Raw genomic sequence first — 23342 nt, forward strand, 5'->3', positions numbered from 1 at the left:
GAATGGCGGCTGCGAGCGGTTGGCTGCTTCGGGCGTCGATATCCCCTTTTAAACGATCATAATCTAGCGTTTCGGTTCTCGTTAATTAATGACATCGTATCAGACTCCTATGACTTTGGCATAATGATTCTTTCAGGCTATTATACCAGTCCGCGTTCCATCGCCATGACGATGAGAGCGGCGAACAGGCTGTTGGACCAAGCGAACCATGGCCGAGAGAAGTCCTTCGGGTCGTTGGGGTTAAAGCCCTCGTGCATGTAGCCGGTATCGGCGTCGGTGTTCACCAGCATGTCGATCAGCTCGCGAATCTCGTCGTCGTTATCGGAAGTGAGTGCCTGCATGGAGATCGCCATATGCCAGACATAGCCGCCCGGCGTGTGCGGGCTGCCGATGCCGCGCGCATGCTTGCCTTCGAAGTAGAACGGATTGTCAAAGCTTAGCGCGAACCGCCGCGTGTTCTGATAGACAGGATCATTCCTTCCGACATAGCCGATATACGGGATTGAGATAAGTCCCGGCGTGCCGGCATCATCCATCAGGCAGTAATTGCCGTAGCCGTCCGTCTCATAGGCATAGATGGGGCCATGCTTGGGATGGTTCACGATGCCGTAGGCGCGGATGCCGAAGTCGATCTCTTTGCGAAGCTTCTCAGCCCGCTCGGCCAGCCGTTCGTCTTTGAAGATCTCGCTGGCGATCCGGCGGATATGTCCGAGCACGACTGCGGCGAACATATTATTCGGGATATTGTAGCCGAACAGACAAGCATCGTCGCTAGGACGGAAACCGGACCAGGTCATGCCGGTATAGTTCACGGGCAGTCCGCGGCCTTCATTTTGCAGCGTTTCGGTTTCCTGTTGGGTTTCGCGGATGAAATGGTAAGGCGATCGTTCCATATGACGCTGCTCGGTTATCATAACATTAACGGCGGAGGTGAGAGCCCGGTAGCAGGTATCGGTGAACGCATCGGTGCGCCCGGTTTCTTGCCAATAGTCGAATAACAGCTGAATCGGGAAGCAGAGCGAATCAAGCTCGTACTTGCGCTCCCACATCCAGGGATTCAGATCGCAATCATCGCTTGCGCGATAATGCGCGTCGCTCGCCTCTTCATTGAAAGCGTTCGTATAGGGGTCGATGGTCAGATAGAACATCTGCCGGTCAATCAGCCCTCTAAGAATGCGCCGCAGCTCCTCATCCTCTCTGGCGAGCGGCATATAGTGGCGAACTTGCTCGGTGGAGTCACGCAGCCACATCGCCGGAATGTCGCCGGTGAAGACGAAGGTTGTTCCGTCATCGAGCAGCTTGGTCGTTGTCTCGAGCGTACTTAGATAGCAGTTGCGGAACAGCCGCTGCAGCTTGGGCCGATGTGCCAAACGTTCTTCGGCTTGATCAAGGTAACGGGTTATGGATGCGGGTACGTTCATAGATGGTCAGCCTCCTGTGGATATGAGTGGGGTCAATAAATGGTGGTCCCCAAAAGAATGGCACACCTCGAAACGCAGCGCAATATGTATCATTTGATGACGGTACAGGGGTGAAATCCAACATATTTTGCTTCGAATAATGACAATTCGGCATTTCTGCATAAACGGCTGAAAGCCTTGTTGCGCTTGGCGTGACAGGGCTTTTTGGCATGACAATGCACATCTGACATATTTCCACGGCCTTCTGCGTTTCCTACAATTTAACGTATGGGCCGGGCAAGTCGGCTGAGGACATGCTCGCTTATGGGAATCGGCCTCCGTCATGATGAGACGATAGAAGGGCCGAGCCAAGGGAAAGGAGAAGATACGATTTGAAGGCAAGTCAGGCGCAAACGCTTCAGACTAAGCAGGGAACGAACAAGAGCTTCTGGCGACGAAGAGTGTTGCGGAATTGGGAGCTCTACCTGTTCATTGCACCATGTTTGTTGTATTTCATTATTTTTCATTATGTACCGATGTACGGCGTTCAGATCGCTTTCAAAAACTTCTTGCCGACCAAAGGAATAACCGGAAGCGACTGGATTGGGTTCAATCACTTTGAACGATTTTTCAATTCGTACTATTTCTGGGATCTGCTGTGGAATACATTCAGCCTTAGTCTGTATGAGCTGGCAGTTGGCTTCCCGCTGCCGATTATACTGGCGTTGGCATTCAACGAAATCAAAAACGGTTATTTTAAGAAAAGCGTGCAAACGGTTACTTATGCGCCTCATTTCATCTCCATCGTGGTCATGGCCGGGATGATCATCACGTTCCTGAGTCCCTCCTCGGGCATTCTGATTCGACTAATCGAATGGATCGGCATAGAACCGGCATCGTTTCTGGAGGATCCGCGATGGTTCAAGACGGTCTACGTCATATCGGGCGTGTGGCAAAGCGCGGGCTGGGGAACCATTATCTATCTGGCAGCGCTGTCGGGGGTGGATCCTCAACTGCATGAAGCGGCGATCGTCGACGGCGCAAGCCGCTTCAAGCGAATGATTCATATTAATATCCCTACGATTATCCCGATGATCTCGATTCTGCTGATCATGAACGTGGGCAATATCCTCGGTGTAGGCTATGAGAAAATCCTGCTGCTGCAAAACTCGTTGAACATCGAATCCTCCGACGTCATATCGACCTTCGTGTACAGATCGGGCTTGCTGAACAATCAGCTTAGCTTCTCTACGGCAGTAGGCTTATTCAACTCCGTGGTTAATGCAATCCTGCTTATAACGGTCAACCGAATCGCCAGAAAGACCAGCGACAACAGTTTGTGGTAATAGGAGGTTATTTCGATGGTAACTGCAATGAAAGAATCAAAAGGAGACAAGATTTTTCTTGTTCTGGTCTATCTCTTCTTGACGGCAGCGCTCATTGTCGTGCTCTACCCGTTGATCTACATGCTCAGCGCATCCATCAGTACGCCGAAATACGTGAACTCCGGCGAGATGTGGCTGTTGCCCAAGGGCTTGACGTTCGAAGGCTTCAAGCTGGTGTTCGAGAACGCCCAGATTTGGGTGGGCTACCGCAACACGATCGTCTACACCTTAATCGGAACCTTGATTAATTTGACGGTGACATTGCCGGCTGCGTATGCGCTGAGCCGCAGCGACTTCTTCGGTCGGCATTTCTTTATGATTGTAATTCTCATAACGATGTTTTTCAGCGGCGGTTTGGTGCCGACGTACTTGGTTGTGAAGAATCTCGGCATGATTAATTCGATGTGGGCGCTGATTCTGCCGGTCTCCGCATCCGTGTGGAACATCATCGTAGCTCGCACCTTCTTCCAGTCCACGATTCCCAAGGAGCTGCAGGAGGCGGCGCATATCGACGGCTGCACCAATATGAGATTATTCATTCGAATCGTGCTGCCGCTGTCGGCGCCGATCATCGCCGTTATGGCTCTTTTTTACGGTGTTTCGCACTGGAACAGCTATTTCCCCGCTTTGATCTATCTGAATGACAATACCATGTTCCCGCTGCAGCTGGTGCTTCGGCAAATTCTCGTGCTCCAGCAGATGGGCGCAGAGGCGAACGGGGCGGCTCTGAGCGGCGATATGGCGCAGCTGGCAGCCTCCAAGGCGGAGGTCGCCTCACTTGTGAAGTACTCCGTCATCATTGTATCTACGCTGCCCATTATCGCGGTGTATCCGTTCCTGCAGCGTTATTTCGTGCAAGGCGTGATGATCGGTTCGGTCAAAGGTTGAATTTGTTCAAGAATAATCGAAGACAGGGCTCTTTCCTTAAAGCTGAAAACGTTCTATTCAGAGGCATGAAGCATTCGCTTTTTGGGGAAATCTCTTATCTTCGTTTATTATAAAAAACATTAGTATGATATCAAAAGGAGGAGCTTGGCATGAAAACGGCAAAAAAAAGATTGGGTCTGCTGCTTGCAGGCGTTATGCTCGCCGGAGCGCTGTCCAGCTGCAGCTCGGCAGGGAATGAAAGCGGGAACAAGTTATCCGCGGATAACGTAAGCAAGGAAGGTTTTCCTATCGTCAGCGAGCCTATGACGCTCACGATGATGGGACCGGATGTCGGTATCCAGTCTTGGGACAAGATGCCGCTGTTTGAAGAGATGGAGAAGCTTACGGGCATTCATATGGAGTTCCAGAATGCGCCCAAGGATTCCTTCGAAACAAAGAAAAGCCTTGTGTTCGTCAGCGGCACTTATCCTGATATCTTCTATGCGGCGGGCTTGACGCCGGCGGAGCAGATGAATTACGGCGGACAGGGCATTCTCGTACCGCTTGAGGATTTAATTGAGAGCTATGCGCCTAATGTCAAGAAGGTTCTCGACGAGAACCCGGATATCCGCAAATCGATTACCGCGCCCGACGGTCACATCTACGCGCTGCCTGTCATTGAATTCAATCAGCCCTGGTATCGCAATCCGCTGTGGTATAACGGCGATTTCCTGAAGGCGCTTGGCATGGACAAGCTCCCGGAAACGACCGAAGAGCTGTATACGTACTTGAAACGGGTCAAGGAAGAGGATCCGAACAAGAACGGCAAAGCCGATGAAATTCCGTTGTCCTCTGCGGCTGCTTCGGGCAATAGCCTGCGCGATATTCGCACCTGGCTGCTTGGCGCCTTCGGTATCTATGAAGAAGAAATATATGTCGACGACAATGAGAAAGTTCACTATACCCCGATGGAAGAGGGCTACAAGGAATACCTGACGTATATGAACCGTCTATGGAACGAAGATCTGCTGGATCACGAGAGCTTCTCCCAGACGTCAGAGCAACGCGAGGCCAAGGCTCGCAACAACCAGGTGGGCTTGTTCTCGGCCTGGACAGCTTTCCAGATGATGGGCGAAGAGCCCAATACATCCGACCCGATGTTCAGCCCGGTGGCGAGCGAATTCGCGGATAAGCCGGCTATCGCCAAGAACAAGGGCATTAACACCGGTGCGTTCGCGATTTCGAACACGAATCCGTCGCCAGAGGCTTCCATGCGCTGGATCGACTATTCGTATTCGATAGAAGGCGCGACGATGTTTAACAAAGGCCCCGAAGGCATTCTGTGGCAATACACAGACAAAGAAAATTACGTGAAGGAATACCTGCCTGTTCCTGACGGTGGAGACCGCGAGGAATATCGCTCCAAGATTACGCCGAACTACGGCATTCCGGCGCCGACGATCAATCTTCCCGAGATCGACAACGGTTTGCTGGGCGAAGTGGACGACTGGATTGCGAACGAAACGAAGACCAAGCTTCTCGACCGGGGAGCGCGCATACCGTACCCTGTGCTGTTCCTGACGGAGGAAGAACAAGCCGAGGTGACGACGATGACTTCCGATCTCAACACATATGTACGTCAGATGGAAGCCAAGTTCGTAACGGGCGCAGAGCCGATTGCCAATTGGGACAGCTATGTTGGCACAATTAAAAAGATGGGCGGCGAACGCATGGCCGAGATTTATCAAACGGCATATGACCGCTGGAAAGCAAATTAAGCACTAACGGCTTCATCGATCCGCTGAACGACTTCATCTAATCATAAACTCTCCGGGCCTTTACCGTCGGAGAGTTTTCTATTCACCAGACGGCGGGATATATGAAATACCTGCCAGGAGCAGGAGGAGAAATTTATGAAACGTTTTACGCGATTTATTCAATTTCTTGAAAGCGGACAGTGGGAGGAGAAGAGAAGGATCGACAATTGGTCCGTTCGAGAAACCCGTTACATGGCTCAGGGTGAATACGAAGAGACAGCCGGGGAAGAGCAGGAACGCTCGATTGGCCGTCTTACGGGAGGAGCGGGCACGACCTACTTCCTCCGCACGTCGCTGACTGTGCCCACGGACTGGCCGCAGGAAGATACGGCATTGTTGTATGATGGAACCGGCGAAGGTCTTCTTCGCATTGACGGAGCGCCTTACCACGGCCTTGACCGCAACCACTGGTTCATCCCTCTGCCCGAGGAGAAAGAGAAGAGTCTGCAGTTGGATATCGAGCTGTTCGATCCCTTCCCCGAGCCGGTGGACGCGCTTAATAATCAAGCTGGGGTCCGGCCGTCGATGCAAAGCGCCGAATTCGCGCTCGCGCTGATTAATCGACCGGTCTATAGCCTACTGCATTCCGCAAAAATGGTGCTTGAGGCAATAGTGCTGCTGCCAGAGACCGATATGCGCCGAATACGCCTGGAGCGGGCGTTGGAGCGGACGATGGACGCTTTGTATCCCCAGTCGGAACGGCTCCTGGAAGAGGAGCGCGTAGCCTTGGCGGAGCAAAGACTCCGCGAGGCCGCCGCCCGGGAGCAGTCTCCCGAAGGCCGCGACGGCGTTATGCACATGGTCGGTCAGTCGCATATCGACGTAGCATGGCTATGGCCGCTTAAGGAAACCCAGCGCAAAGTCGGCCGAACCTTCTCTACCATCTGCGCGCTAATGGACCGATATCCCGATTTCGCCTACTCGCAAAGCCAACCTCAACTGTATGCCTACACGAAGGCGTATTATCCGGAGCTGTACGAGAGAATCAAGGCGCGCGTGGCCGAGGGGCGCTGGGAGCTGGTCGGGGGCATGTGGGTCGAGCCCGATCTCAATATCCCTTCCGGGGAGTCGCTCGTGAGACAAATTCTCTACGGACAGCGCTTCTATGAGAAGGAATTCGGCAAGAGATCGATCATCGAGTGGCTGCCCGACACCTTCGGCTACTGTGCTTCGCTGCCGCAGCTTATGAAGCAGGCCGGCATCGATTACTTCATGACCACCAAGCTGGGCTGGAACGATACGAATACGTTTCCTCACACCTTGTTCAACTGGGTCGGAATCGACGGCACTTCGATCGTGGCGTACCAGAACCACGGGTTGAATGAGCATACGCGGCCGCTTGACGTGCAGCGCCACTGGGGGGCCAACGCCAATAAGGACAGCCATGAACAATTAATGCTTCTGTATGGACATGGCGATGGCGGGGGCGGCGTCACACACGAGATGCTGGAAAATATCGAGCGGGCGGAGCTGATGATCGGACAGCCGTCCTGCCGCTTCTCTACAGCGGAGGCCTTCTTCTCCGAGATCGGACGGACACGTCCCTCGCTTCCCGAGTGGCATGGCGATCTCTACCTGGAATTGCATAGAGGCACTCTTACCACGCATGCTTACAACAAGCGCGGCAACCGCAAAGCGGAGCAACTGTACCGCAAGGCGGAAATTTGGAGTCGCTTCGCCGAGCTTAACGGAGCGAATTTCGCAGCATCGGCCGGCTTGGAAGAAGGTTGGGAGCTCATTCTGCTCAACCAGTTTCATGATATTATCCCCGGCACGGCCATATCCGAAGTATACGCCACCTCCAGGGAGCAATACGAGCGGGTATTTCAGCTCGGTGAACAGGCGCTTGACCAGGGGCTTTCGACGCTGGCGGCAGAGATGAACACCGAGGGAGAGGGCAAGCCTTACGTCGTCTTTAACAGTCAGGGCTGGAATCGGACCGGGATCGTCCTGCTTGAAGGCGACAGCCGTCTGGCAGACATGGAGGTCTGGGACGAGAGTGGTGTATTGCCGAGCGACGCATGGAGGGGCGAGGAGGAGAAGGACTTGATGAAGCTGGCTGTTCAAGTGCGGGATGTGCCGGGCTTTGGCTGCCGCGTCATCTGGCTGCGTCCGAAGGCGGAACGATCGGTTTCCGGGACGGACGACCAAGGCGTCATCGCATTGCCTGATGTCTGGGAAACCGACCGCTGGCTGCTGCATTTCAACGAGAGCGGCGAGATTATCCGTTGGTTGGACAAGTCCGAGGGCCGCGAATTGATCCCGGACGGTGAACGGGCCAACGAGCTGCAGCTATTCGATGATACTCCGGTAGAATGGGATGCCTGGGATCTTGATCCCCGCTTTGAGCAGCAGCCCGCCGATCGGGCCGAGCTGCTGGAGAGTTCCGCGACGGTGCGGGGCGAGACGCTCGACCTGCTGCGCTTCCGTTGGCGCATCGGCCGCTCCTTCGTCGAACAGGAGCTTATGCTTTACAAGCATACCGGCCGTGTCGATTTCGTGACCAGGGTAGACTGGCAGGAGGACTACAAAGTATTGAAGGCGGCATTCCCGGTAGACATTCTGGCGACTCGGGCGACCTACGAAATTCCGTTCGGCGCTCTTACGCGACCTACTCATCGCAACACAAGCTGGGAGCAGGCGCAGTTCGAGGTATGCGGGCACCGCTTCGCCGATTTGTCGGAGAACGGCTATGGCGTCAGCCTGATGAATGACTGCAAATACGGCTACGACATCCATGGAAGCGTAATGCGGCTCACGCTGCTGCGAGCGCCGGCTTGGCCGGACAAGCATGCCGACCGCGGCCGGCATGCGTTCACCTACTCGCTCTATCCGCATGGGGGAGACTGGCGTCAGAGCAAGGTCGTTCGAGAAGCGGCGGATTTGAACGAGCCGCTGCAGGCTGTTGCTGCCGAACCCCATCCGGGGCTTCGGGGCGCATCGCATGCCTGGCTGGCCTTCGAGAGCGACCATGTACAGCTCGATACAATCAAGAAGGCCGAGGACGGCAACGGAACTATTATCCGCATGTACGAGTCCGGAGGCGGCCGTGCTGAGGCTGTTTTGCAGGGGTTGCCAGAGTCGGCGCGCATCTCCCAGGTCAATCTCCTTGAGGATGAGACCGGCTCGCTGACTGCAGATGACGGGAAGCTCACTCTTACGTTCCGACCCTATGAAGTGAAGACGATAAAATGGACGGAAAACGCGCTTGCGCAGAGTCAATAACCTTCGAATTCAGGAATACGTCTGAATCTTTCAGGCAAAAACGCCCGCAGGCATGACCTGCGGGCGTTTTTCATTCTTTTTCCGTGACCGTGAAGCCTGCGCTGTGCAATTTGCGATATTGACCCGGCGTGCAGCCGGTTTCCTTCTTGAACTTTCGAATAAAGTTCGGAGCATCGAGGTAACCGACCCGCTCGATGATTTCCTTGAGCGGCGCACTGGTGCGGACAAGCTGTCTCATGACTTCCTTGAGCCTGCACTGCCAGATGAATTGGGTGAAGTTGAGGCCTGTCTTCTCCTTAAAGCTTCGGCTCAGGTAGGAGGTGGAGGTATCGTATTTGAGAGCAATATGCTCCAGGCTCATCGTATAGTCCGCATAGTTCTGCGAGACGTAAGCGACAATTTCATCCATAAGCGCAGGCTGCGCGGTCTCGGTTTGATGCGTGGCTGCGCTGCAGATTTGAATCGCGAGGGAGCTGAGCCGGTTCTCCAGTCCTTCAAGCGTCTCGAAGCTGTGCAGTGAAGAAATTTCGCCATGCACCTCGTCCATGCCAAGCTCGGCGGCAGTCCGCAGCAGAGAGTTCAGCATGTCAAAGCATAAGCAGCGCAGCAAGCCGGCCGATAGCTTCTCTCGCTTGAGCTTGCCCATCATGCCCGCAATCAATTGGAGCGCGGTGGATTCATTGCCTTGCTTCAGACTTTGCTCCAGCTTGAGCAGCGATTTCTTCGGAATCCAATAGCTCTCGCCGCTGTCGGCTGCCGCAGGCTCTGTCAACTCCTCGAAGTAAGCGATAGGACCGCCGAGCGTCAGGTTTCGCTGTTCGAGCGCAGAGGCCGCTTCGAGGAAGGACTGGTTCAGTCCGGACAGGTCGTCGTATACGGTGCCGATGCCTAGAACAGGATGTCTGGTCAACCGTTCTTCCATTCGTTTGCAGAGCTCGTCGACGATCCTGTTGACAAGCCTCGCCTCGTCGTCCTCCTGGGATGGAAGCAGTGTTACCATAAGGGCGAGCTCATGGGTGACGGAGAATTCCACACCGTAGATTCTGGCATTCAGCTCGGACAAATCCAACTGATTGAGCCAGGCGAGAAGAGCCCGCTGCTCCTCCCACGACTGCTCGTCACGGCTATGCTCGTCCAGACTGAGAATCATCGTGAAGCAAGAGGCATGCTCGGGAAGCTTGAGCCCGGACTGGACGATCATTCGCTCGATTTCCGGATCATCCGGTTTGCCGTGCTTGAACAACAGCATGAGACATTGATTGCGAACGAACGGCTCTTGCATGTCGATGCGGGCGTGGAAGTCATGAATCGTTTGTTTGATCCAATCCCATTCGTTGCGGCTCTTCGTTGTCTCTTTGACGCCGTCTTGCAGGGAAGCAAATTCCAGCAAATCGCGAATCGGATGGTACTGCCGTCTGGCAAGCAGCGTCGCAGCGGCGATGCCGACCAGCGCCGTTATCATGAAGACGAGCAGGATGATTGTACGAATTTGGCCAACCTGCTCGAAAAATTGATAGCTGGGAATGGCCGTGACATAGGTCCAGCCGTTGACTCCGGACTTGACGGTGACGACCGAGTAGCGTTCGTCGCCCATCACCGTGCTGTGAATGCCGGGTTCAAGCTTGGCCAGCGCCGTTAAATCATGGCCTTGCAAGGCATCGCCCCGGTATTTGGCCGTCATCACTTCGCCAGTGGCGGACAGAATATAGCTGCTCCCGGAGAAGTCATTCAAAATCGAATCCATGACGCCTGTCAATTGTTCTTCTTTCACGATAAAGAGAAGGGTCCCGTAAGGAGAAGAATCGTTGGTTTTGATCGGGACAAGCATAGCCAGTTTGTTTTCTTTGCGGGAGCTGATTGTGACATATTCGGCTGGACGCACGGTGGTAATCGCGGTTTCGTTGAGCGCCTTCTTAATTTCCTCCGGCTGCCAGCGCTCGAAGCGGAACATGTCGTTGAAGACGAGATCGAGATCGGTCATCCCCTGGCTGGAGTAGATGCGATCGTCGCCGCGATAGTAGAGAAACAGCTCCTCCAGCATCGTGTTGCTGGTTTTGTAGCGTGCCAGCGAAGCGATAGCGTCTCGGCTGTAATAGGGATGGGAGATCATGAATCTAGTTAGATGCTCGTCGAACGAAATGGTATTGGCGGTTTCCAGCAGGTTGTTCATCTGATTGTCGATGGAGAGTCTCACTTGGTTAAGTTGGTTGACATTGGATTGTTCAATCTCGGAGCGCAGATTGGATGTTGCATTATGATAAATAATGAAAGTAACGCATGAAAGCGGAACCAAAAAAATGAGGATGTAAGATATTGTATAGGTAACGAGCAATTTGGACTTAAAGCGGTTCCAATTGAAGCTGATGACCGATTTCATACTGGATGTCGTAACGGGAAATTTCACGATGACCTCCTGGAATCATTTCAATTTGTCTATCAAATCAGTTATTAACCAGTTCTAAGAGATTGTTTCTCTAAACATTATAACGTTATAATTATTTGGTTGCTAGGTATTGTTAAGTTATTGTTGATATATTGCAATAATAGAAGCGGTTGAAACGGCTGCATCGAGAGATGATTACGAGGATGAAAGAGTAGGAGGCGCCAGTATGAATATTACGCGCAAGAAAGGCCCGTTGTATCTGCAGATCAAGAACGTTGTCAAAGACCGTATCCTGCACGGGATCTACCAGCAGGGCAGTCATATCCCTCCAGAGCCGCAACTGGAAAAGGAATTCAATGTGAGCAAGATGACAGTCCGGAACGCGATTCGGGAGTTGGCGGAGGAAGGCTATGTGGAGAGGAAAAGCGGCATCGGAACCGTCGTCCTCACTAACGCTTCAATCTCGCGTCTCTCCAAGGGCAAGCGGTTTACCGAGCTGTTGGTTGAGGAAGGGCAACGCTTGGAGAAACGGCTGATCTCGACAGCGCGCGAGCTGCTGGAGCCAGGGACGGAGCTGCACCGCCTGCTGGGCTCGGAAGCAATTCTCATTGAGCGGCTGTATGTGCTGAATGACCGGCCGTACATTCATATCCGGCATTATCTGAATGCAGCAGCCTGGTCTGAAGTGGAGCAGGAGGAGGGAGTTCCGCGATTTGAGTCTTTATATGATTTGCTGGAAGAGCAAGGAATCGTGCTGGACAACTTTCGCGACGCGTTCTCGGTAGGAATGGCTTCGGCCGAGACGGCGAGCCAGCTCGGCGTGCCGGCAGGGATTCCGCTGCTCGTAAGGCTGCGTCGAACTTATGATAACAAGGGTCGGCTTGTCGAATACAGCATCGGCAACTACCATACGGAGCTGCAGCCGTACTTGGTAAGCTACGACACATAAGGCAGGCCGCTTCGGCATGCCGCAACGGGAAAGCGAATTTACTGTCGACAAAGCTCGCTATATCTACTATAATGTTAGGAAAGTTAACATATGCGAAAAGGTATTTACGCGGATATGACATCGGCGGGCAACGGAGCCCTGGCTAGCTGCAATCGACAGATTTCATCTGTTGTTTGAGCTTGCGCAGGGCTTTTTCACATTTTAGTTATTTCGCTCGGCTCTTTAAGAAGGGGGAAGCATTATGCTGAGAATTATGGGGGCGTCTGAGTATCGCAAGATCAGAGAAGGCATGGAGCGCGTGGCGGCGGGGGATTTTACAGAGGAGAGCAAGAGAATGAAAGGCAAATCTCTGCTCGCCGCAACGCTTGAACGAACGGCGGGAAGCTTGAAGGCGCTGGTTCGCATTATTGATCGCGCGTCCAGGGAATTGCAAGAGAAGGCGACGGCAATGAGGGAGCGGTCGGCTCTGGTTACGGAGCAAGTGCACGGCGTCACCACGACAATACGGGAAATGTCGGAAGGGATGCAGAACGCCTCCGTTCACGCAGGGGAGATGGCCGATGAAATTGGTCGTATCGGCGGACATTTGAAGGAAGTAAAGGTCAGTAATTCGGCTCTGGTAGAAGAGGCGAGGCGTTACGCGGCGGAAGCTGTCCGCAATCGGAACGATATGCTGGCGGCTACGGAGCGGATGCGTGATATTACGGCGGAAAGCGAAACGACGCAGCAGAAGATGATGCAGTTGGAAGAAGCGCTGGCGGAGATGAGCGGAATAGCCAAGCTGATTGGAGATATCTCGGATCAGACGAAGCTTCTAGCGCTGAATGCCAATATTGAGGCGGCTCGCGCTGGGGAGGCGGGCAAGGGGTTCGCTGTCGTCGCCAGGGAAATATCGAGGCTTGCAGAGCAATCGCGACACGAAACGGAGGGCATATACGCTTCCATCGGCAAGATCGATTCGAGCAAGTCGGCACTTGAGAGCTCTTTTCTCCGCATGAAGGAAGCTGTCGGCAACGGGAGAGAAACGATGGGCAACGCAGTCGAAACGTCGAACGCCGTTGCAGCATTCCTGGACGGACTCACAAAACGAATGGCGGAGATTGACGACAGGCTGCAAGGCATTACGGACGGCACTCTCGTTGTGACGGATGCCGTCAACCAGACCTCGGCGATGATTCAGCAAGCCGCCGCGGGCAGCGAGGAGGTGCTTGCGTCGGCGGAGGTTCAACTGTCGAGCATCGTTCGATTAAATGAGCACTTGGCCATAGCCGCTGACCAGAGTCTTGCGCTTCGCTCAACTGTTTCCCAGTTCAAGCTTCCTGACGGCGCTGGCTCCCATCCCTTACTGAAGGAAGTGGATGAGTGGGCGATGGAAGCGATGGGCGTTCGGGCGATTATGCTGTCCATGGTAGAGTCCAGAAACCCGTCAGAAGCCGCAGCCTGGAATGATAAGAGATTGGAAGCGGAAGGAAGACTTGCCGAGCGTCTGAATCTGCTTGAACGCAAGTCTTATTCAGAGCTTGATCAAGCCGGATTACGCAGCGTTAAGAACGCCTGGACGGCGTTCGACGAGGCCAAGAGCCGCAATGTGAGCTGGGTACTGGCTGGGGAGTACGACAAAGCCTTGGAAGGGTTGACCACTGTTGGCAGGCAGAAGTTCAAAGCAGCCATGGACGCGGCGAATGCATGGATGAACGAGTCATAAAAGAAGGGATATACATATACTTGAATTTTCTGAAATAAAGGACTTGAATTTGACGAATAATTCTGAATATAATGAATGGAATGCAAGGGCTGCGTGACTGGCGAAAACGTAGATTACTACGGGGGAGCGCAGCTTTCATAATAGCCGTTCGCCTGGGCAAAGTATTTGGTCATTTGATCAAGTGCTTTTTTTTATTAAAAGGAGCGGATTGGGATGAACGGAAAGAGGAATGTGGCAGTACTCGTGTATGAGAAGGTTGATTTGCTGGATTTCGTCGGGCCTTTTGATGTATTCGGGCTGGCCGGCCGGGAAGGTGTGTTCCATGTGTACACAGTGGGAGAGAAGCAAGAGCCCCTGAATACGGTAAGCGGCTTAACCATTCTTCCTAAGTACAGCTTCAATGATTGCCCGAAGGCTGATATTCTGATCGTGCCGGGAGGATTAGGCTCAAGAGCGATGATTCATCATGCCGCAGTTATCGATTGGATTCGATGCTCGGCAGAAGGCGCTGAGATGATATTGTCGGTGTGCACAGGAGCGCTGCTGCTGGCGAAGGCTGGTCTTCTGAACGGGTTGAAGGTAACAACGAATCGCCGAGCCTTCGATTTATTGCGGGAGCTGCTGCCTTCGGATGCAATGATTGCAGAGGAAGTCCGTTATGTGGACAACGGGAAGGTTATAACGTCCGGAGGCGTCACGACCGGATTCGACGCGGCGCTTCATGCTGTTTCCCGGCTCTGCGGGGAACAGAGAGCGATCGAGACGGCCTCGAGGCTGGAGTATCGTTGGTCGGAGGCGTTAGAGATTAGAGTCGCCCGGGCAGAGGATGCGGCCGATATTATTCAGTTATATAGAGAGGCATCCAGATGGATTTGCGAAGAGAGAGGCGTCAACCAGTGGAGGGAAGAGACCTTTACAGAGAGATACGTGCAGGATTTCCTTCGTGAGAAGGAGGTGTTCGTCGCTTGCATGCAAGGCGAGCTTGTCGCTTGTTTCTCCATTGAGTGGGAGGATGCAGCCGTATGGGGCGAGCGGAATCACCACAATGCGGGGTATGTTCATCGCTTGGCCGTCTCTCGCAAGCTAAGCGGCCTGGGAATCGGCCGGAGATTGCTGACATGGTCAAGGCTGCACATTAAGGGAAGAGGAAAGAGTTGGCTTAGATTGGACTGTATGGCGGATAACCCGGCTTTGAACCAGTATTATCTCGATCAGGGCTTTCGCTGTCTCGCAAGAGTGGAAGGCAAAGGCTGGAGCGCTAACTTGTATGAGATGGAATGCTGAGAAGGTTGAAATAGAGCTGGTTTCCAGCACAAATGGCGTCCGAAGCTCCAGCGCAGATTTTCAACGGTGCAGCTTCAAAAACGGTACCGGCTGAGAGGTTCTTAGCTCTCTGCCGCCAGCATCAGCTCGTAAATCTTGCGCGCGGTGTTGACGTTGCGGACGGTTACTTTGCGGTATACCTTCGTTCCGATGATTTTGTTCATGCCGCTCTTGTTCGCGTTCTCTCTATCGTAGGACCAGAGAATCGCGCCGTTCACGTAGATGACCCGGTCTATATCTGGCTTAATAAGCAATTGCTCCAGCACCGACTCGTTGTTGATCTCATCCCAAAGATAGAGCACGTCGCTCTTCATGGCGGTGTCGTTCGTCCAACTCTCGGGAAGCTCCTCCATGATGACCTTAATCTCGTCGATTGAGCGAATCATCACCTTGATGGAAAGGCCGAAATCACGTTCAATAGCGGCTTCCAGCATCCCGCTCAGCTCCTGCACGGGATGGGAGTCATCCGTGAATATAATGTTGCCCGTGTTGATGTACGTCTTCACGTTCGCAAGGTGGAGCTCCTCGAACGTGAGCTTCAATTGCTTCATATCAATCTTGTTATTGCCGCCTACATTAATACCTCGCAGCAAAGCGATATATACCATCGTAATCCCTCCAGTAGAATCAGATTAGAATGAATTCGTTTCATTTGCCCCTCATAAAGAAAAGTTCCCGCTAATCAAAAGACCGAAGCAAGCTGCATTCAGCAGAAACGTTATGCCAGCGCCAATCAGCAAGCCTTGGACGATACCAGTTCTCTCTCGGAGAATAAGGGCGGCGGGCAGCAGATAGACAATCTGTGCAATGCCGATAAAGAAGAAGGCAATCGGAAACAGGAACAGGAGCAAATGCAGCAGGGCAAGCAGACCCATGCCGAGCAGCACCTGCCTGATGTGATGGGACGATTTGCCCGAAGGAGACGCATCGAGCCGCTCCTGATTCTCTTCATTCATTTCATCCATGTCATCCATGGGTATTCCCTCCTCCCGGGCGCATGTCGAATTCCTCTCTCAACTCGGCCAGCTTCTTCTCCTGCTCCTCGCTCCGATAGAACATATTGTACGTGTCGAACGGAATAATTCGTCCGTCGGGATGCGCGATATGAACGCAGGATTTCTTGACGGAGCGCACATCGAAATTATACGGATCCAGAAATTGCATAATGATGACGCGGAACACATTGTCATAGCTGATGTTATCCGGCACGGCTACCATCGGCAAGCAGCAGAGCAAATTCTTCAGCGACAAAGCGGATGAAGCGGGCGAGTGGGCGGTCGAGAACAGCTCGAATATTTTGGACTTCAGCGTCTGATCTTGTTCAAATACAATCGTGTTGCGGCCGCCTTCCAGCAATACCTCCGGGTCCATCAGTCCGGTAAGCGGCAGCGCTTCTCCGCCAAGCTTCAAAGCGTAGCCCATCGCCAGGCAATCGGGATGGCAGGGCACGGGAATGATATCCTCCGCGCGGAAGATCCCGGATTGGTCGATAATGCCTTGGCGCACCTCGCTAAGGGTTAAGCGATCCTTGGCCGGATCATAATCCTCGAGCCGTCCCGCCGCTTGGATCGGCTGGAAGGTGACGCCGCGCACGGCGGGCTGCTGCAATCCGAACTGAATGATGTCGCCGATCTCATGATCGTTCAAGCCTTTCTTCAGCGTGACGACCAGCGTGGTCGATATGTTGAATTCGTTCAAATGCTCCAAAGCTCTGCGGCGAACATCGCGCAAATCAACGCCTCGAAGCTCGCGCAAAGCCTCCTCTTCAAAGCTGTCGAACTGCAGATAGATTTCGAAGCCGGGCATATACTCGGCGAGTCGCTTAACAAAGCTGCGATCCTGAGCAATGCGAAGACCGTTCGTGTTCACCATAATATGCTTGATCGGCTTGCTCTTGGCAAGATCCAATATTTCGAAAAAATTCGGGTGAATCGTAGGCTCGCCGCCGCTGATCTGCACAATGTCGGGCTCTTCCTCATTGCGGACGATCGCGTCGAGCATGAACTCGATCTGCTCCAACGAGCGCCACGAGCCGCTGTGCGGAGAGGATTCCGCATAACATATCGGACATTGCAGATTGCAGCGGTCCGTTACCTCCAGCAATGTCAGACAGCTATGCTGCTCATGGTCGGGGCAGAGCCCGCAATCATAAGGGCAGCCGTAACGAATAGGCGTGTTCCAGTGCTGCGGCATCTCCGCAGGCTTCAGAAATTCGCGGCATTTCTTATAATAATCGGCGTCGCTTGCGATGAGCACCTTCTCGCGTCCGTGCTGACCGCAATATTTGAGCAGAAATACTTGGTTGTCCTCAATGATCACCTTCGCCTCGACCTTGCGCAGGCATTTCGAACAAATGCTGTTCGTTAGCTCGTAAAAAATATAAGGTCTGTTTTTCGTTGTCATCTCTGCAGCTCCTTCCTGTGTGAGCGTATCCGTGGTTTCAGCCACTTCGCGATCAAAGCAAAGTAATAGATAAGGCCTGCCAGGCAAGCCAGTTGAATATTGTTCAGTCCCCAATAGACATGGGGAGTCGGCTTGATGAAATCGACGGCGAAGCGGAACGAGAGATAGCCCGCCATGAAGAGCTGGAAGATGGCTCCGTCGGGCAATGCCGCGCTCTTCTTCCAACGATAGAGCATGATTCCGAGCAGGAGCAGGAAAGCCATCTCGTACAATTGGGTCGGATGCCTGTGGAGGCCGTCGCCGAAGTCAACGCCCGTTATCCACGAGGTTGCCGTGCCGTAGGTATGATCGTCAAGCCCGGTCAGGAAGCAGCCGATGCGTCCGATGAACATGCCAAGCATAAGAGGCAGCGCCATGTCGTCTCCTGTGGAATGCGTGACGCCAATGCGCTTCTTCGTCCACTCCACGGCAATTAGTCCGCCGAGCAAACCGCCGACGATGGTCTTGCCCTCCATGAGATAGGTATAGCTTCGCCAGTTGTCAATCGTCTTCGCCGGATCCTCCAGCCAATACAACGCTTTGGAGCCAATGGCGGCTCCCAGAATGGCGGCGACAACAATCCACATGCCTTGCACGATGGGAAGCTTGTCCTTGCTTCGCGTGTAGAGATACACCCTGAAGCCGATAAAATAAGCCAGAGCCTCAAACACCGCATGGGGATGCAGCTTGATAAAGCCGAGATCGATCCAAACAGGGAAGGTCATTTTGTTCTCTCGTTTCTTATGTCATTTGTATAACAATTCGCTGTCCTTACAAATAATCCTGTTTAAGCTCTTGTATAGGCTCGGGCTTTCCAAACAAATATCCTTGAAATAATTGAAATCCCCTTGCCTTCAACCATTCGAAATCCTCTGCTTGCTCGATTCCTTCAGCCAATGGAACGGCATGAATTTCTGTGGCGGCCTGCAGAAATTGAATGGCTACTTTCTGTTTGGAGCAATCCGCAGAAACCCCGTGTACGAATTTTTTGTCAAGCTTCATATAATGCGGTTTGATCTCGTGCAACAATTCGATAGTGCTGAAGCCCTCACCCACATCATCCAACGCGTAGTTAAAGCCTTGATTGGTGTAATAGGCAAGAATGCGCTTCAGATGCTCCAAATCTTCCACATATTCGGTTTCTACAACTTCAAATACAAATTTGGTTGGATCTATTCCGAGTTCCCGGGATAAAGCGATGGTAGACTGAAGACAATGCTGCGGTGAATAGATGGATGTGGGGATAAAATTGATAAATATTTTATTGGGCAAATGAACCGCCTGTCTTACGGCTTGCATTCGACACATGCGATCCAAGGCATATAATCGATTGCGAAGCTTTGCCGCGGCAAACACATCAAGGGGAGATATTCTCGTCCCGTCAGGCTGGATGAAACGCGACAATAGTTCATGAGCGCAGGTGATGCCGTTTGCGTCGACAATCTTTTGCGCCCATGATTCGATTTGTTGATTATGAACTATGGAATCAACCCAACGAGCCTCTAATACTTCGGTGATCATATGAAAAGGACGAGAATCTTCATGGCCTGACGTGTTGAATGTTAGTTGATCGATAGCCATGTGGTCTTGACAAAAATCATAAAAGTCCATGATTCCTTCTTCTCGAAGTTGAACTTTGTTAGCTTGAAGTTTGATTAACCAACCTTTCGCTTGCAAATAATCTTTAATTTGCAATAAGATCTTTATGCTCGTGGCATCGTTAATTGAAATGATATAGCTCATTTCTGTTTGAAAACAATTGCATGACTGCATGTGTTCACTCCTCATGTCGAGTGGTCAGCTGATAAGTATGCATGGATGACAGATGCACAATTACTATACCAATCTTTTTGTCGAATGACTAGAGATTCGCTTACAGCTTAACCCACATCACCGGCCGCACCCCCAGGACGGCATTGACCTTGCGGTGATAGACCTGATAATCCGAAGAGACGATTCGCGCCTTATCGGCGCTGCTGTAATAGGGGGTGGAGAGCCAATAATCGACGGGCAATACGGAAGCGGTCCTGAACTTGTCGAAAAGCAGCTTCACATCATCCACCGAAGGCAAGGCAAGATAAGCTGAATAGCTATTACGGAATGCCCGATGACTGTCCTGATCCGCATATTTGATTGGCGAGAAGAAGTAGTGTGGGCGATCTCCGGCATCGGCCTGCCGCAAAGAATCGTCGCTGCATATCGCGGTATATTTCTCTTTTTGAATTCGATTCCGCTCCTCTTGCGAAAACCATTCCTTATAACGCTCGTTCAAGCTATCATGAATGCTTGCTGTTGTATAATCGTTAGAACTGTCATCATACGCACCGACATATAAGGCGTCCTTCGCAATCACCTTCACAGAATCGCCCCGCTCCTCCAATACATACCACTCAATGGGCTTCCCGTCTATGCGGCCGAAGCTTAGCGTCTGAGGTTTGCTCGAATGCAAGGCAATCGCAAACAAGAATAGGATGGCGGCAATGCCTGCCCGTCTAAATATTCGGCTCTTGAAATCAAGATTATCGAGCAGCAACAGAATGATCAGAATATCCACATGCACGTTGAACAGAAACATATGCTTCTGCAGATCGGCGTTTCCGTTTTTCAACATCGGGACAACGAATTGCCCTGCGGAAGCTCCCAGCAGTGCCAGCCGCAGCAGGATGCTGTACAAGCCGGTCTTTCTCCGCAGCAGGACTGCTAGATTTACGACAGACAAGATCAAGATAAGGCATAGGAACAGGGAAGCATGGCCCGAAAATTGCTTTCTGATGCTCTCCCAGATATTCAACCGGTCATCGAACAACAAGTCCGCTTGCCGCTTATCCAGATGAATATTGGTTAAATAAGTGGGTCTGAGGGGCAAAGAGGCCTCGGCGCTTGTATCCAGTTTTTGCGCGAAAAAGGCGGGATGCGCGAAGTAATAGCGAATAATATCCGCTTGGCTTAAACGACCCTGGAACAAGGTCTGAATCGTTTCCTCCCGCTCAGCCGACGTTAACGATTTCCAATTGTAGGCGTTCATGGATTCGAACCGGGAGAGCTCCCGCGGCAAACCCAATTGCTCGGCGGCTTGCGCAGGCGAAGGATTATTGTAGAGAACGCCGAAATAAACGGCTTGAAAGTCGGTGTCGTCCTTCATCCATTGAGGAATTAATCGCACATAGCTGTAGACTGCGAGAAGCATCGCGAAGACGGAAACGCAGATGATGATTTTTTTGCGCAGGCCTTCATATTTGATTGCGCAGAAGAGAAGCGGAATACAGAGAAGCAAGGCGCTGGGAAAGTTGGCGGATTTGGAGCCGGAGAATAGGAAGAGCGACAGGATCAGGCTCATATAGACCCAATAGCTCCTCTTGTTCCTCTCCAGATATAACAGCAAGACGAAGGACAAAAGCAGGAAAATAAGCGTTGTTGCCTCCCCGAAGAAGGAATTGAAATAGACCAAATAACCGCAATCCAGAAAGATCGCGGCAAAAACAGCCTTAACGGCAAGGTCGGCGTATGCGCCGTCCCTCCATTTCTCCTTCAAAAACAAAAACAGGGAAATGGAGTAAATCATTATATACTGCACGGTTTGAAAAACGAGATGAAACAGGCCGGGAGCATGATGTGTCAGCTTGTTGACTAAGGCGTTCAGGAAAAGCGCAATCTTCGTAAATATAAATTGCGTGGAATAATAATGCTGGGGATTGTCCTTCACGGGAAGAAAGATATTCCTGAAATACTGCCAAACGCTGGCAGGATTGGCGATTCCATATTGAAATTCAGCGCTCCAGAAGTTAATTCCGCTCAGCGAGGACAGTCCAAAAGCGTTCAGTGTTCGGTCGAAATCAAAATTGTCGGCGAGTCCGATCGCGCCTGGCACATAGATCAGCACGGAGACGACGGACAAAATAATAAGATACAAAGCGGCGCTGCGAATCCTGTTGGCGTTCAGCACGAATATCGCTCCTTGATGCTCTTAAGATGAGAGACGGTATTCATAAGCTGTGCCCATAATGGACTCGAAGTAAACATTAAGCCGGGGCGTTATCCTTATTTACAGGCAAATAAACGGTGAAGGTCGTGCCTTGTCCAAGCTCGCTCATAACGCGGATGAATCCGCCGTGGGCTTTGACGAATTGATGAGTGATCGACAATCCCAGCCCTGTTCCGCCTGTATGCGGACGGGCTTTCTCCACGCGATAGAAACGATCGAACAAGCGCTCCAGCTCTTCGGCCGGAATGCCGATGCCGGTATCGACTACGGAGACGCAGGTATAGACGGCATGCTGCTCTGCGACCTCGTCTTCAATCACAACCGAGATTTTGCCCCCTTGGGGCGTATAACGAATGGCATTCGTCAACAAATTGATGAACACCTGCGTCATTCTTCTGGCATCGACGCTAACGAATACCGGCCTTGCAGTCGTGGAGAGGCGGAACTCTATTCCGTTTTCTTCTGCTTCGTACTTCACATCGTCTATGATTTGTTCAAGATGCGCCGACAGATCAAGCGGTTTGCGATCGAGCGACAGCTTGCCTGCTTCTGCAAGCGACAGGGTTTGCAGATCGTTGACCAGCAGGCTGAGCCGAATCACTTCATCGTGAATCCGAAGCATTTCCGGCGGAACATGATGACCGGCCTGCTGATAATTTTCAAGCTTAAGCTGCATGATGGACAGCGGCGTGCGAAATTCGTGGGCGAAATCGGCCATCAATTTTTTGCGCGCATCCTCGGCCTCCCTCAAGCGCTGCGTCATATCGTTGAAGGTTTGAATAACCTTCCCGTATTCATCGTTCGACTGCACGGGAACGCTCACCTCCAGATCTCCTCCGGTGACGCGTTCGATAGCGGCGATGAGCTTTCGCAGCGGACGTGTCAGAATTCCGGAAACCCATAGACTGAAGAATAAGCCGACGGCTATGAAAATCCCCCACTTTGCCAGCCATAATAGCTTCATATGGCCGATAACGTACGTTTTCAACAGCTCGATTTGATCGGCGGGCGAGGCCTCTGCGAATGCGGTGCTCATTTCTTCCTCACGAAATTGATCGAACAAGGCTTCCAGGCTGACCCGGTTGCCAAAGGAATAGGCGCTTCCTGTAAGGAAGACGAGCAGCCCCATGAACAGAAATATTTTTTGGCGTACGGTCGGCTTCATGGCCGTTCACCGAAGCGATAACCGAAGCCGTACACCGTTTGAATGTATCGAGGATGGGTTGAATCGTCTCGCAGCTTGCGGCGAAGATTTCGAATATGGGAATCTATCGTTCTTTCGTAGCCCATATATTCATCCGCAAGCGCCATTTTTAATAATTGCAGTCGGCTGAACACGATGCCGGGATGCGCAGCCAGCGTGTACAAAATTTTGAATTCCGTCGGTGTCAGTTGAATCTCCTGATCGTCCACGAATACCTGACATTTGGCCTCGGAGATGATCAGATTGTCTCTTTGCAGGAATGCAGGCTTGTCTTCAGGCCCGCGCAAGCGGCGAAGCAAAGCCCGGATTCGCGTAACGAGCTCCCGCAAGCTGAACGGCTTTGTCAGATAATCATCGGCGCCGATCTCCAGACCGCGGATTTTATCCGATTCATCGGAGCGAGCCGTCACCATAATGATGCCGCAATGCGAGAATTGTCTGATTTCGCGGCACACGTCTATGCCGTTTTTCTCCGGGAGCATCCAATCCAGTATCACGACATGGGGATGCTCAGACCTGGCAAGGACGAGCGCTTCCTTGCCGGTGCAGGCGGTCAATACCCTAAATCCCTCGCGCCTTAGACAGGTGTTCATCTCCTCAAGCATGTCCGGTTCGTCCTCCACAAGCAACAATTTCAGTTCCATTCCCATCACATCTTTT

At 52.3% G+C, this 23342-nt stretch carries 17 protein-coding genes and 1 riboswitch; of the genes, 7 read left to right on the plus strand and 10 right to left on the minus strand.

What is annotated here, in order from left to right; all coding sequences use genetic code 11:
• Positions 1 to 140 precede the first annotated feature (140 nt).
• Positions 141 to 1421 carry a glycoside hydrolase family 125 protein gene (locus HFP08_RS01505; RefSeq protein ID WP_168118735.1) on the minus strand — a complete coding sequence of 427 codons (1281 nt, stop codon included), beginning with the start codon at positions 1419 to 1421 and terminating at the stop codon, positions 141 to 143.
• Positions 1422 to 1792: 371 nt separating this feature from the next.
• Here HFP08_RS01505 and HFP08_RS01510 point away from each other — a divergent pair, with 371 nt between their 5' ends.
• The 4 genes from HFP08_RS01510 to HFP08_RS01525 all read left to right on the plus strand — a co-directional run bounded on the left by HFP08_RS01510 (position 1793) and on the right by HFP08_RS01525 (position 8694).
• Entirely contained in the window at positions 1793 to 2746 is a 954-nt protein-coding gene (locus HFP08_RS01510) for an ABC transporter permease (RefSeq protein ID WP_168118736.1), read from the plus strand.
• A gap of 15 nt (positions 2747 to 2761) precedes the next feature.
• A complete protein-coding gene (locus tag HFP08_RS01515) occupies positions 2762 to 3673 on the plus strand; it encodes a carbohydrate ABC transporter permease (RefSeq protein WP_168118737.1) in 912 nt (303 codons plus the stop codon).
• 149 nt (positions 3674 to 3822) lie between these two features.
• Positions 3823 to 5430: a type 2 periplasmic-binding domain-containing protein gene (locus HFP08_RS01520; protein ID WP_168118738.1), complete on the plus strand. Its 1608-nt coding sequence runs from the start codon at positions 3823 to 3825 to the stop codon at positions 5428 to 5430.
• Positions 5431 to 5565: 135 nt separating this feature from the next.
• Positions 5566 to 8694: an alpha-mannosidase gene (locus HFP08_RS01525; RefSeq protein ID WP_168118739.1), complete on the plus strand. Its 3129-nt coding sequence runs from the start codon at positions 5566 to 5568 to the stop codon at positions 8692 to 8694.
• 70 nt (positions 8695 to 8764) lie between these two features.
• Here the strand turns inward: HFP08_RS01525 and HFP08_RS01530 are convergent, their stop codons facing one another.
• Complete coding sequence (locus tag HFP08_RS01530) at positions 8765 to 11098, minus strand: helix-turn-helix domain-containing protein (RefSeq protein WP_240941000.1); 2334 nt, start codon at positions 11096 to 11098, stop codon at positions 8765 to 8767.
• Between the two features lie 205 nt (positions 11099 to 11303).
• Here HFP08_RS01530 and HFP08_RS01535 point away from each other — a divergent pair, with 205 nt between their 5' ends.
• The 3 genes from HFP08_RS01535 to HFP08_RS01545 all read left to right on the plus strand — a co-directional run bounded on the left by HFP08_RS01535 (position 11304) and on the right by HFP08_RS01545 (position 15015).
• Complete coding sequence (locus HFP08_RS01535; protein ID WP_168118740.1) at positions 11304 to 12026, plus strand: GntR family transcriptional regulator; 723 nt, start codon at positions 11304 to 11306, stop codon at positions 12024 to 12026.
• A gap of 241 nt (positions 12027 to 12267) precedes the next feature.
• Entirely contained in the window at positions 12268 to 13731 is a 1464-nt protein-coding gene (locus HFP08_RS01540; protein WP_168118741.1) for a methyl-accepting chemotaxis protein, read from the plus strand.
• A gap of 83 nt (positions 13732 to 13814) precedes the next feature.
• Positions 13815 to 13896: riboswitch (ZMP/ZTP riboswitch) on the plus strand.
• Positions 13897 to 13944: 48 nt separating this feature from the next.
• Positions 13945 to 15015 (plus strand): GNAT family N-acetyltransferase, encoded by a 1071-nt coding sequence (locus tag HFP08_RS01545; protein ID WP_168118742.1) that lies wholly within the window; start codon positions 13945 to 13947, stop codon positions 15013 to 15015.
• Between the two features lie 101 nt (positions 15016 to 15116).
• Here HFP08_RS01545 and HFP08_RS01550 read toward each other — a convergent pair whose 3' ends face one another.
• The 8 genes from HFP08_RS01550 to HFP08_RS01585 form a co-directional block, all read right to left on the minus strand.
• The gene (locus HFP08_RS01550) at positions 15117 to 15662 is read right to left on the minus strand and encodes a DUF1697 domain-containing protein (RefSeq protein ID WP_168118743.1); all 546 of its coding nucleotides are present in this window, start codon (positions 15660 to 15662) and stop codon (positions 15117 to 15119) included.
• Positions 15663 to 15713: 51 nt separating this feature from the next.
• Complete coding sequence (locus HFP08_RS01555; RefSeq protein WP_168118744.1) at positions 15714 to 16028, minus strand: hypothetical protein; 315 nt, start codon at positions 16026 to 16028, stop codon at positions 15714 to 15716.
• The gene (locus HFP08_RS01560; protein WP_168118745.1) at positions 16021 to 17457 is read right to left on the minus strand and encodes a radical SAM protein; all 1437 of its coding nucleotides are present in this window, start codon (positions 17455 to 17457) and stop codon (positions 16021 to 16023) included. The genes HFP08_RS01555 and HFP08_RS01560 overlap by 8 nt, the downstream gene beginning before the upstream one ends.
• A complete protein-coding gene (locus HFP08_RS01565) occupies positions 17454 to 18221 on the minus strand; it encodes a prolipoprotein diacylglyceryl transferase (protein ID WP_168118746.1) in 768 nt (255 codons plus the stop codon). The genes HFP08_RS01560 and HFP08_RS01565 overlap by 4 nt, the downstream gene beginning before the upstream one ends.
• Before the next feature lie 46 nt (positions 18222 to 18267).
• Positions 18268 to 19269, minus strand: a complete 1002-nt coding sequence (locus tag HFP08_RS01570; protein WP_168118747.1) for an EAL domain-containing protein — start codon at positions 19267 to 19269, stop codon at positions 18268 to 18270.
• Positions 19270 to 19369: 100 nt separating this feature from the next.
• Positions 19370 to 21439, minus strand: a complete 2070-nt coding sequence (wsfD, locus tag HFP08_RS01575; RefSeq protein ID WP_168118748.1) for a glycan biosynthesis hexose transferase WsfD — start codon at positions 21437 to 21439, stop codon at positions 19370 to 19372.
• 76 nt (positions 21440 to 21515) lie between these two features.
• A complete protein-coding gene (locus HFP08_RS01580) occupies positions 21516 to 22643 on the minus strand; it encodes a sensor histidine kinase (protein ID WP_168118749.1) in 1128 nt (375 codons plus the stop codon).
• On the minus strand, positions 22640 to 23326 hold the full coding sequence (locus tag HFP08_RS01585; RefSeq protein WP_168118750.1) for a response regulator transcription factor: 687 nt from the start codon (positions 23324 to 23326) through the stop codon (positions 22640 to 22642). Before HFP08_RS01585 ends, HFP08_RS01580 begins: the two co-directional genes overlap by 4 nt.
• Positions 23327 to 23342: the final 16 nt, after the last annotated feature.

Source organism: Paenibacillus sp. HB172176 (assembly GCF_011947265.1).
GTDB lineage: Bacteria > Bacillota > Bacilli > Paenibacillales > Paenibacillaceae > Pristimantibacillus.

Excerpts from the sequence above, each read along its gene's own strand:
- HFP08_RS01505 (WP_168118735.1), bottom strand. The coding sequence starts at position 1,421 with ATGAACGTACCCGCATCCATAACCCGTTACCTTGATCAAGCCGAAGAA.
- HFP08_RS01515 (WP_168118737.1), top strand. The coding sequence starts at position 2,762 with ATGGTAACTGCAATGAAAGAATCAAAAGGAGACAAGATTTTTCTTGTT.
- HFP08_RS01520 (WP_168118738.1), top strand. The coding sequence starts at position 3,823 with ATGAAAACGGCAAAAAAAAGATTGGGTCTGCTGCTTGCAGGCGTTATG.
- HFP08_RS01525 (WP_168118739.1), top strand. The coding sequence starts at position 5,566 with ATGAAACGTTTTACGCGATTTATTCAATTTCTTGAAAGCGGACAGTGG.
- HFP08_RS01535 (WP_168118740.1), top strand. The coding sequence starts at position 11,304 with ATGAATATTACGCGCAAGAAAGGCCCGTTGTATCTGCAGATCAAGAAC.
- HFP08_RS01540 (WP_168118741.1), top strand. The coding sequence starts at position 12,268 with ATGCTGAGAATTATGGGGGCGTCTGAGTATCGCAAGATCAGAGAAGGC.
- HFP08_RS01545 (WP_168118742.1), top strand. The coding sequence starts at position 13,945 with ATGAACGGAAAGAGGAATGTGGCAGTACTCGTGTATGAGAAGGTTGAT.
- HFP08_RS01550 (WP_168118743.1), bottom strand. The coding sequence starts at position 15,662 with ATGGTATATATCGCTTTGCTGCGAGGTATTAATGTAGGCGGCAATAAC.
- HFP08_RS01555 (WP_168118744.1), bottom strand. The coding sequence starts at position 16,028 with ATGGATGACATGGATGAAATGAATGAAGAGAATCAGGAGCGGCTCGAT.
- HFP08_RS01560 (WP_168118745.1), bottom strand. The coding sequence starts at position 17,457 with ATGACAACGAAAAACAGACCTTATATTTTTTACGAGCTAACGAACAGC.
- HFP08_RS01565 (WP_168118746.1), bottom strand. The coding sequence starts at position 18,221 with ATGACCTTCCCTGTTTGGATCGATCTCGGCTTTATCAAGCTGCATCCC.
- HFP08_RS01570 (WP_168118747.1), bottom strand. The coding sequence starts at position 19,269 with ATGCAGTCATGCAATTGTTTTCAAACAGAAATGAGCTATATCATTTCA.
- HFP08_RS01580 (WP_168118749.1), bottom strand. The coding sequence starts at position 22,643 with ATGAAGCCGACCGTACGCCAAAAAATATTTCTGTTCATGGGGCTGCTC.
- HFP08_RS01585 (WP_168118750.1), bottom strand. The coding sequence starts at position 23,326 with ATGGAACTGAAATTGTTGCTTGTGGAGGACGAACCGGACATGCTTGAG.